The 10,347-nt window shown below is 77.8% G+C and carries 6 protein-coding genes, 1 pseudogene and 1 riboswitch; of the genes and pseudogenes, 6 read left to right on the forward strand and 1 reads right to left on the reverse strand.

Annotation, left to right across the window (positions count from 1 at the left end; translation table 11 throughout):
- Window positions 1–165: 165 nt before the first annotated feature.
- Entirely contained in the window at window positions 166–1,218 is a 1,053-nt protein-coding gene (locus tag JIG38_RS16455; RefSeq protein WP_199424903.1) for a glycosyltransferase, read from the reverse strand.
- A gap of 127 nt (window positions 1,219–1,345) precedes the next feature.
- Between JIG38_RS16455 and JIG38_RS20410 the strand changes: the two genes are divergently transcribed.
- From JIG38_RS20410 to JIG38_RS16490, 6 genes and pseudogenes are all read left to right on the forward strand, one after another.
- Complete coding sequence (locus JIG38_RS20410) at window positions 1,346–3,430, forward strand: glycosyltransferase (protein WP_233405154.1); 2,085 nt, start codon at window positions 1,346–1,348, stop codon at window positions 3,428–3,430.
- 195 nt (window positions 3,431–3,625) lie between these two features.
- A complete protein-coding gene (locus JIG38_RS16470) occupies window positions 3,626–4,699 on the forward strand; it encodes a polysaccharide pyruvyl transferase family protein (RefSeq protein WP_199424904.1) in 1,074 nt (357 codons plus the stop codon).
- A complete protein-coding gene (locus JIG38_RS16475; RefSeq protein WP_199424905.1) occupies window positions 4,696–5,997 on the forward strand; it encodes a Coenzyme F420 hydrogenase/dehydrogenase, beta subunit C-terminal domain in 1,302 nt (433 codons plus the stop codon). Before JIG38_RS16470 ends, JIG38_RS16475 begins: the two co-directional genes overlap by 4 nt.
- Window positions 5,994–7,550 (forward strand): lipopolysaccharide biosynthesis protein, encoded by a 1,557-nt coding sequence (locus JIG38_RS16480; protein WP_307844991.1) that lies wholly within the window; start codon window positions 5,994–5,996, stop codon window positions 7,548–7,550. Before JIG38_RS16475 ends, JIG38_RS16480 begins: the two co-directional genes overlap by 4 nt.
- A 236-nt stretch (window positions 7,551–7,786) precedes the next feature.
- Window positions 7,787–9,181 (forward strand): right-handed parallel beta-helix repeat-containing protein, encoded by a 1,395-nt coding sequence (locus JIG38_RS16485; protein WP_199424906.1) that lies wholly within the window; start codon window positions 7,787–7,789, stop codon window positions 9,179–9,181.
- A 405-nt stretch (window positions 9,182–9,586) separates the two neighbouring features.
- Window positions 9,587–9,661: riboswitch (cyclic di-GMP riboswitch) on the forward strand.
- A 13-nt stretch (window positions 9,662–9,674) separates the two neighbouring features.
- Window positions 9,675–10,347, forward strand: a pseudogene (locus JIG38_RS16490) (hypothetical protein); the annotation flags it as partial.

A 10,347-nucleotide genomic window follows, 5' to 3' on the forward strand; every position in this document is an offset into this window, starting at 1 on the left:
CTGGCCGTGCGTCGGGGGGAGGGCACGCGTCGTCGGGGGCGCCGCCCCGAGTGTGCCGCACGCCGGGGTGCGCGTGCGACGGCCGCCCGGGCGCACCGCGCGCCGCGCGGACGGGCAGCACGCCCGGGGTCGCGAGGGGGGTCGTGGTCGCCGTCGCCGTCGTGGTCACCGTGGTCGCCCCGCCGGCGCGGGGGCGCGCCGGCCCCGGCGCGCGGCGACCGCCTCCGCGAACGCCGCGGCGTGCTGGGCGCCGAGCGGTCCCCAGTCGCGGGCCGAGAGGTCGGGCCGCCCGCCGGGCGTCGCGCGCACGTCGGCGAGCGCCCGGGCCAGCGCGGCGGCGTCGAGCGGGCCGGCGCACCGCTGCACCCAGTGCTCGCCGACCTCGGCCGCGAGCGCGCGCGTCACCTCGTTGTCGGTCACGAGCACGGGGCGGTCGAGCGAGAGCGCGAGCAGCGCCGCGCCGGAGTTGTGCATCTCGCGGTACGGCAGCACGACGAGCTCGGCGTCGAGGACCTCGCGCGCGAGCTCGTCGTCGGGCAGGTGCTCGAGGCGCAGCGTGATGCGCTCGTCGCCGGCGGCCGCGGCGGCCACCGCGGCCGCGAGCGCGGGCGTGTGGGGCCGGCCGGCGACGCGCAGCGCGAGGTCCGGGTCGGGGACGCGGCTGAACGCCTCGACGAGCGCCTCGACGCCCTTGTAGGGGCGGATGAGGCCGACGTACGTGAGGCGGCCCGGCACCGGGAGGTGCTCGGCCGGGTCGACGTCGAACCAGTCCCGGTAGTGGCCGTGGACGACCGTCCGCGCCGCGGCCCCCGGCGGCGTCGGCGTCGACGGGTTGAGCCGGATCCACAGGGTGGTCGTCCGGTCGCAGAGCCGCAGGACCGCGCGCACGAGCGCGGACCGCGGCTCGTGCGGCGCGAGGTTGTGGGCGGTGCGCACGACGGCGACGCGGGTGAGGCGGCAGCGCACGAGCACGAGCGCGAACAGCGCGGCGGCGGCCGCGGCGCGCACCGGGTGCCGCCGCTCGACGACGACCTCGGGCCAGTGCACGTGCAGGACGTCGTAGCGGCCGAGCAGCGCCGCGGGCCACGAGAACGTCCGGACGTCCGCGTGCGGCGCGAGCGAGCGCAGCAGGAGCACGAGGTAGGGGTTGGTCGTCGCGCGCGGCGTGCGGAACGACTCGAGCACCCGCAGGCGACGCGCGGGTGGAGCGGTGGTCATGCGGCGGTGCTCCGTCCTGCCGTCGCGCCGGGTGCTGGCCGGATGCTACCGGTCCCTCCGCGGCGCCCACCGGCCCTCGGGCCGGTCGCTACGCTGCGACCCACCCCACGCCGCCGGAGGCCCTCCCATGCACCGCACCGCGATCGTCGTGGTCAGCTACGGCTCGCACGCGCTGCTGGAGCGGCACCTCGCCCGGACGGCGGGGACCACGACGACGGCAGCGGCGGGCGACGGCACGGCACCGCTCGTCGTCGTCGTCGACAGCTGGTCGGGGCCCGAGGAGCGCGCGGCCGTCCGCCGCGTGACCGAGGACCACGGCTGGGAGCTCGTCGCGCTCGACACCAACCCCGGCTTCGGGGCGGGGGTCAACGCCGGCGCGCGGCACGCGCTCGCGCTCGGCGCGGACGTCCTCGTGCTCCTCAACCCCGACCTCGACGTCGACGCCGCGACGGTGGCGGAGCTGGCCGCGCACGTGCGGCGCGAGCCCCTCACGCTCGTCTCGCCGCGGATCACGCGGCCCGACGGGCGACCGTGGTTCGCGGGCGGCACGCTCGACCTCGCGACCGGGCGCACGCGGACCCCGGCCACGACCCCGGACGACGTCCGGTGGCTCTCGGGGGCCTGCATCGCCGTGAGCGCCGAGGCCTGGCGTGCGGTCGGCGGGTTCGACGAGGACTTCTTCCTGTACTGGGAGGACGTGGACCTCTCGTGGCGCGCGCTCGCCCGTGGTGCCCGGCTCGAGGTGCGCGCCGACCTGCACGCGACGCACGAGGTGGGCGGCACCCAGGCTCCGGGCGGGACGCGCGCCAAGTCGTCGGTCTACTACCGCCACAACGCGCGCGGCCGCCTGCTCTTCGCCGCGAAGCACCTCGACCGGCGCGCCGCGCTCGCGTGGGCCGCGGACGCCCCGCGGTTCGCGTGGGAGGTGGTCCTGCGGGGCGGGCGCCGTCAGCTGCTGCGCTCGCCGGCGCCCCTGGTCGCGGCCGGGCTCGGCTCCCTCGACGGGGTGGGCCGGGTCCTGCGCGGACCCCGTGCGGCGCGGCGCGAGCGCGGTGGCGGCACGGGCGCGCGACCCCGGCGGCTCCTCGTCGCCCACCCCTCCCCGGACCTCTACGGCTCGGACCGCCAGCTGCTCGAGACGGTCGACGCCGCCGTCGCGGGCGGCTGGGAGGTCGAGGTCGCGGTGCCCGCGCCCGGGCCCCTCGTGCCCCTGCTCGCCGAGCGGGGGGCGCGGGTCCGCGTCGCGCCGTTCCCGGTGCTGCGCAAGGCGGTCCTGCACCCCACCCGTCTCGCGGGCTTCGCGCTCGCGTCGGTGCGGGCTGCGGCCGGGATCCGTCGGCTGGTGCGCCGGACGCGGCCCGACCTCGTCTACGTCAACACGGTGACGATCCCGGTCTGGCTCGCGGCGGCGCGCCTCGCCGGGGCCCGGACCCTCTGCCACGTGCACGAGGCCGAGGAGGGCCACCCGCGCCCGGTCGCCGTCGCACTCGCGGCGCCGCTGCTGCTCGCGCATCGCGTCGTGGCCAACAGCGACGCGGCCCGCCGCGCACTCGCCGCGGCGCTCCCGCGGGCCGGTCGCGACGTCGTCGTCGTGCACAACGGTGTCCCCGGCCCGGACGGCGAGCCTGCGCCCCGCGCGCACGTACCGGGGTCACGGTGGGAGGTCGCGCTCGTCGCGCGGCTCTCGCCGCGCAAGGGCGTCGACGTCGCGCTCGAGGCCGTCGCGCTGCTCGCCGCCGAGGGCCACGACGTCCACCTCACCGTGTGCGGCACGCCCTTCGCGGGGTACGAGTGGTTCGACGAGCAGCTGCAGGCGCGCGCGGCCGAGCCCGACCTCGCAGGGCGCGTCACGCTGGCCGGCTACGTGCACCCCACCTGGCCCGTGCTCGCGGCCGCGGACGTCGTCGTCGTGCCGTCGCGCGCCGAGCCGTTCGGCAACACCGCGGTCGAGGGCCTCCTCGCACGCCGGCCGGTGGTCGCCTCGCGCGTGCAGGGCCTCGCGGAGGTCGTCGTGGACGGCGTGACCGGTCTCCTCGTCGAGCCGGGCGACGCGATCGCCCTCGCCGCGGCCGTCGGGCGCCTCCTCGCCGACGACGCCCTGCGCGCGCGCCTCGCCGAGGACGGCCGGGCCGACGCGCTGCGCCGGTTCACGACCGCGCGGTACGCGCAGGACGTGCGCGCCGAGCTCGACCGGACCGCGACGGGCTCCTGACGGGAGGCCCCCGGGGCGGGGGCGGAACTTCACCCGACAGGCCGCAGAGCCGCCGCGACCGGTTCGGGTAGTTTTGTCCCACGCCCGGGCCGCGTGAGCACGCCGGCCGGCCCGCCGGCGCCACTGGTCGACGACGTCGCGACTGCAGCCGCGGGTCGCCCGACGGCCGCCTGCGACCACAGCGGAGGGCTGACGATGCGAGCACTGGTCGCCTGGGCGGACGACACCTCCCGCAACCTGGGCGTGCGCGCGCTCGCGCACGGCGCCGCCGCGCTCGCGACGCGCGTGTGGCCGGACGCCGAGGTCGACTTCCAGAACTTCGGCCGCGGCGCCGCGCCGATGCCCGTGGGCCGGCTGCGCTCGCTGGTCAAGGAGCGCGTGACGTCCCGCGCGGGTCTCCTGGCGTGGCTCTCCACGTACGACGTCGTGCTCGACACCCGGTCGGGCGACAGCTTCGCCGACATCTACGGCGTCCGGCGCCTCGCGCGCATGACGGCGTTCGCCGAGCTCGCCGCGCAGGCGGGCGTGCCCGTGGTGCTCGCGCCGCAGACCATCGGGCCGTTCGGGACCCGCGCCGGCCGCGCGCTCGGCCGCCGCGGGCTGCGCCGGGCGGCGCTCGTCATGTCGCGCGACCACGAGAGCACGGCCTACGCCACCCGCCTCGGCCGGACGCCCGACGTCACCACGACCGACGTCGTCTTCGCCCTCCCCCAGCCGGACGCGCCGCGCACGCGCGACGTCGTGCTCAACGTCTCGGGACTGCTGTGGCAGCCCGGGCCGCACGTGGACGCGACCGCGTACCGCGGCGTCGTGCGCGGCCTGCTCGACGGCCTCGCCGCCGACGGCCGCACGGTGACGCTCCTCGCGCACGTGCTCGACTCGCCGCTCGGCGACAACGACGTGCCCGCGCTGCGCGAGGTCGCGGCCGAGTGGCCCGACCTCGAGGTCGTCGTGCCCGCGGACCTCGAGGAGGTCCGGACGGTCGTCGCGTCCGCCGAGGTCGTCGTCGGCTCGCGCATGCACGCGTGCCTCAACGCGCTCTCGGTCGGCACGCCCGCGGTGCCCCTCGCCTACTCGCGCAAGTTCGCGCCGCTGCTCGCCGACCTCGGCTGGGAGCACACCGTGGACCTGCGCACGCACGCCGACCCGGTCGCGGCCGTGCGCGCCGCCGTGGCGCTCGACGGGCTCGACGTCGCCGCCAAGGCCACGCGCGACCGCGCCCAGGCGATGCTGCGTCCCGCGGAGGACGCGCTGCGGGGTCTCGCGTGACGTCGGCCCTCGACGCCGAGGTCGGCCGCGTCCTCGCGGCCGACGCGTGCTCCGGGTGCGGCGCGTGCACCCGCCTGGACCCGGGGCTGTCGATGCGCCTCGACGACGCGGGCTTCCTCCGCCCGGTCCGGGGCGCCGCGCCGGCCGGCGCCGCCCAGGACGCCGACGCCGCGGCACGGTTCCGGGGGGTGTGCCCGGGCGTGCGGGTCGACGCCGGGCCCGCGGTGGACGCCGGCGGCCACGCCGTGCCCCGCCACCCGACCCTCGGCCCCGTGCTGCGCGCGTGGCGCGCGTGGGCCGCCGACGACGCCGTGCGCTGGTCGGGCAGCAGCGGCGGCGTCCTCACGGCGCTCGCCGGCTGGCTCGCGGAGACCGAGGGCGTGGCGCCGGTCACGGGCTGCGCCGCCGACCCGGCCGAGCCGCGGCGCACGGTGAGCGTGACGATCACGACGCGCGCCGAGGCGCTCGCCGCGTCGGGCTCGCGCTACGCCCCCGTGGCCGCGGCCGCGGGCCCGGGCGCGGAGGCGGCGTCCGGCGCGTTCGTCGGCAAGCCGTGCGAGGCCTCCGCGGTGCGCGGCCTCGCCGCCACCTCGGGTGCCGTCGCGCCGCTCGTCCTGTCCTTCTTCTGCGCGGGCACCCCGAGCCAGCACGCGACGGACGCCGTGCTCGCGAGCCTCGGCGCCCCGTCCGACGCCCCGCTCGTGCGCCTGCGCTACCGGGGAGAGGGGTGGCCGGGCAGCTTCGCCGCCGAGGACGCCGCGGGGCACGCGTGGGCGACGTCCTACGACGAGTCCTGGGGCGCCCACCTGGGCAAGGCCGTCCAGTGGCGCTGCAAGATCTGCCCCGACGGCGTCGGCGAGAGCAGCGACGTCACCGCGGGCGACCTGTGGCGCACGGACGAGCGCGGCTACCCCACCTTCACCGAGGGCGACGGGACCAGCGCGCTCCTCGCGCGCACGCCGCGCGGCCTGGACGCGGTGCTGCGCGCGATCGAGGCGGGCGTCATCGTCGCCGAGCCCGTCGAGCTCGACGAGGTCGCCGCGGTCCAGCCGCTCCAGCGCGCGCGGCGCGCGACGCTCGCCGGGCGGCTGCTCGGCGCGCGGCTCGCCGGACGCCCCGTCCCGCGGTACCGCGGGTTCGGCCTCGTGCGCCTCGCGCTCGCGCAGCCGCGCGCCGCCGTCCGCGCGGGACGCGGCACGTACCGGCGGCTCCGGTCCGCGCGGACGGGCACCACCGCGGCCGCGTCGGCCGTCCCCGTGGCGACCGGGGACCCCGGCGCGACGGGCGGCGCGCCGTGACCGCCGAGGGGACGCGCGCGGTGCCGGGGGACATGGAGGTCCCGGGACCGGCGGTGCCCGGGCCGGAGGTGCCCTCGCCGGGGGCACCCGGCTCGCCGGGTCTCGGCCGGCGCGCGGCGCGCGGCGCGGTCGTCACCGTCGGGGGCCAGCTGGCGCGGATGTGCGTGCAGCTCGCGTCCGTCGTCGTGCTCGCGCGGCTCCTCGCCCCGGAGGACTACGGCCTGCTCGCGATGGTCGTGGTCATCGTGGGCGTCGGGGAGATCCTGCGCGACTTCGGGCTGTCCTCCGCCGCCGTGCAGGCCAAGGAGCTCTCGACGAGGCAGCGGGACAACCTCCTGTGGCTCAACGGTGCGATCGGGCTCGTGCTCCAGGTCACCCTCTTCCTCGGCGCGGGCGTCGTCGCGACCGTCTACGACCGGCCCGAGCTCGTCGGCGTCGCGCAGGCCCTCTCGGTGAGCTTCCTGCTCAACGGGCTCGCGACGCAGTACCGCGCCGACCTCGTCCGGCGGCTCGCGTTCGTCCGGCTCGCGGTCGTCGACGTCGTCGCGTCGGCCGTCGCCCTGCTCGCCGCGGTCGCGGTCGCGCTCGCGGGCGGCGGCTACTGGGCGCTCGTGACCCAGACCCTCACCCAGGCCGGCGTCCTGCTGCTCGGGCTCGCGCTCGCGGCGCGCTGGCTGCCCGGCCTCCCGCGCCGCGCGCCCATGCGCGGCCTCCTGACGTTCGGCTGGCGCCTCGCGGGGACCCAGCTCATCGGGTACGCGAGCAACAACATCGACAACCTCATCATCGGCCTGCGCTTCGGGGCGGGCCCGCTGGGCCTGTACAACCGCGGCTTCCATCTGCTCATGACGCCGCTCACGCAGCTGCGCGCGCCGTCGACGACGGTCGCCCTGCCCGTGCTGTCGCGGCTCCAGGACGAGCCGCAGCGCTACCTCGAGTTCGTCCGGCGCGGGCAGCTCGCGCTCGGCTACACGCTCGTCGTCGGCCTCGGCGTCGTGGTCGCGGCCGCGGAGCCGATCACCGCGATCTTCCTCGGGCCGCGGTGGACGGAGGTCACGCCGATCCTGCGTCTGCTCGCGACGGCCGGGATCTTCCAGACCCTCGCCTACGTCGGCTACTGGATCTACCTGTCGAAGAACCTCACGGCCGACCTGCTGCGGTACACCCTCCTGACGTCGGCCATCAAGGTCACGTGCATCGCGGTCGGCAGCCTGTGGGGGGTGCTCGGGGTGGCGGTGGGGTTCGCGGTCGCGCCGGCGCTCGCCTGGCCGCTGTCGCTGTGGTGGCTGTCGCGGCGCGCGCGCATCCCGACCGGGAGCCTGTTCACCGGCGCGCTGCGGATCCTCGCGGGCGTCGGGGTCGCCGTGGTCGCGGCCGTGGCGGTCGACCTCGCCCTGGCCGACCTGCCCGCGGTCGCGCGGCTCGGGCTCACGCTCGCCGTCACCGCGGCCACCTACGGCGTGCTCGCGCTCGCCGTCCGGCCGATCCGGGCGGACCTGGCGGGCGTCCTCGCGCTGGGTCGTCTGGGGCTGCGGCGCGCCGCGCCGTCCTGACCCGACGGGACCTTCGGCCCGGGACCGGGCGGCGGGAGCGGGGCCCGCACGCGACAGCGGTCGACGCGCGGGATGTCCCGACCTGTCCGCATTGACGCGATTCACCCGTTCGGCCGTATGCTCCCCTGCGAGACGCCGACGTGTCCGCGCCCGCCCCCTCGGGGCCGGCCCGCCGGCCCAGCCCCCGACCGCCCCGGCCGCCGCGCCGTCACGGCCGGTCCTCGACAGGAGCGTGCGTGAGCCCTCGACACGTCGTGCCCGCTGGTGCGCGCACCCGGTCGACGCGCCGCACGCCGCCGCCCCCGGTCCGGCACGCGCGCGCCGCGCGCCGGCTGGTGCCCCGCTCGGCACGCACCGTGCTGGTCGTCGCGACCGCGGTCGCGGTCGCCGTCCTCGGCATCCCCCCCGCGGTGGAGCCCGGCGTCTCGACGCTGCAGGCGCGGACCGACCGCATCGAGGGCGCGACGAGCCGCTCGGGCGAGCGCACGCCCCTCCCGGTCGAGGCGTCCGACGTGCCCGCCGGCACCGGTGAGGCCGGGCTCGACACGATCCCGGCACCGAAGAAGCGCGGCCCCGCCCCGGAGGAGGAGGCGCCCGACGACGGCGACGCGCAGGCGCTCCCCCCGGACGAGCCGGCGCCCCCGGGCGAGGACCCGACGACCCCGGCGCCCGGCGGTGAGTCCCCGGCCCCCGGCGCCCCGGGCACGGGCGGAGGCGGCACGCCACCGCCGACCACCCCACCCACCACGGCGCCGCCGGCGCCGACGCCTCCCCCGCCCCCGGCGCCGCAGCCCCCGCCGCCTCCGCCGCCCGCGCCGCAGCCCCCGCCGGCCCCGCAGCCGCCGCCTCCGGGCGGAGGACCGGGTGCCGGCACCGTCGGGGTGCCGACCGGCACTCCGCTGACGGTCTGGCCAGGTGACCTGACGATCACCACGCCCGGCACCGTGATCGACGGGCTGGACGTCCGCGGCTACGTGCGGGTCAAGGCGCCGGACGTGACGATCAGGAACTCGATCATCCGCGGCCGGCCCGGCCTGACCAGCTACATGTCGCTCATCCAGTCCCCGGACCCGGCCAACAACCTGCTGGTGGAGGACACCACGCTCGTCGCGGCGGACCCGACGCCCTACGTCGACGGGATCGTCGGCAAGGGGTTCACCCTGCGCCGCGTCGACATCCACGGCGTCGTGGACTCGGTGAAGATCACCGGCGACAACGTGCTCGTCGAGAGCTCGTGGCTGCACGGGAACCTGTACTACCTGCAGGACCCCAACTACGACTACACGCCGACCCACGACGACAACGTCCAGATCCAGGCGGGCACCAACATCACCGTCCGGAGCTCGGTCCTCGAGTCGACCCACAACGCCGGGGTGATGATCACGCAGGACGCCGGCGTCGTGTCGGACGTGACGTTCTCGGGCAACCGGGCGAGCGGGGGCGCCTGCACGATCAACGTCGCCGAGAAGAAGGGCCCCGTGTCCGGCCTGCGCGTCACGGACAACGTCTTCGGCCTCGACACGGGCCACCCGCGCTGCGCCGTGCTCCTCGAGAGCGGGACCGCGAGCCGCTCGACCGTCACCGGGAACGTCTTCACCGACGGCAGCGCCGTCGGCATCAGCCCGGGCTGAGCCCGCCCGGCGCTGCGCCGTCCGGGTGATTCTCCACGCCGCGGCCGCGGCGGACGACGGCCCGCACCGCGCGGCCATACCCGCACGATCCGGACTCCCCGCGGTGCCCGCTGCGCGGAGCCCTAGCGCCGCCGCGTGCTGTTGATCAAGACCCGCGCGGGCGAATTGCTGTCCGCCCTGTGGTGATTGTCGGATTTGCCGACGTGATTCCCGACACATTCCCGAGATCAAGTGACCTAGGCCGTACCTCGGCCGCGGAATCTCCGCCTATGGTTCCGCGGTGCCCGACGCCCGGGTGAATTCCCCCTCGGGCAGGACGGGGCGGACGGCCTCCGAGGGCCGGACGGACCCGGCACGGTCGCCCCTCATGTCGTAGCCCTCGGCTGCCGACAGAAGGGGTGGCGCACGACGACAAGGCAAACCCGTCGCAAGGCGGGGACGCAAAACCATGGGACCCACCGGGTTCGCCAGGCTACCGAATCGCGGAGTTGATGTGACGACGACCACCCCGAGCGCGCGGACGCGCCGGACCCCCGAGCCCGCCGCACGCCTCGCCACGACGCGCCTCGGCCGGGGAGCGCTGGGTCTCACCGCAGCCGCCCTCGCAGCCGCGGCCACGCTGGGCTCGGCGTCGGCCACCGGCGCTGCCCGCCCCGCACCCGTGGCGCCGGCCGCCGCCGCGTCCGTCGAGCTCGTCGACGTCGCGTCGGCGCCGGGCACCGCGACGCCCACGGTGTCGAGCACGGTCGAGCCCGTCGCGCCGGTCACGCCCGCACCGACGGCGCCGGCGCCCGAGGTCGCGACGCCCGAGCCCGCACCGACGGCCGAGCCCGCGCCCGCGGCGGCCGAGGCGACCACCGCAGGCGACCCGGCGACGACGACCGTCGACGCGACCCTGGACGCGGAGCAGGCCATCGCCGACAGCCCCGCGCCGGAGCCCGTCGCGACCGTGGGTGCCGCCACCGACGCCTCCGCCGCCGAGCCCGTCTGGGCGCTCGGCCCCGCTCCCCTGGCCACGGCGATCCCCGGCGGCCGCCCCGGCCCGACCAACACGGGCGTCCCCGCGGGCACCGCGCTGCGCGTGCACGAGGGCGACCTCACCATCACCACCGCCGGCACCGTCATCGACGGCATGGACATCCGCGGCTACGTCCGGGTCAAGGCCC

The sequence above is a fragment of the Actinotalea solisilvae genome (assembly GCF_016464425.1).
GTDB lineage: Bacteria > Actinomycetota > Actinomycetes > Actinomycetales > Cellulomonadaceae > Actinotalea > Actinotalea solisilvae.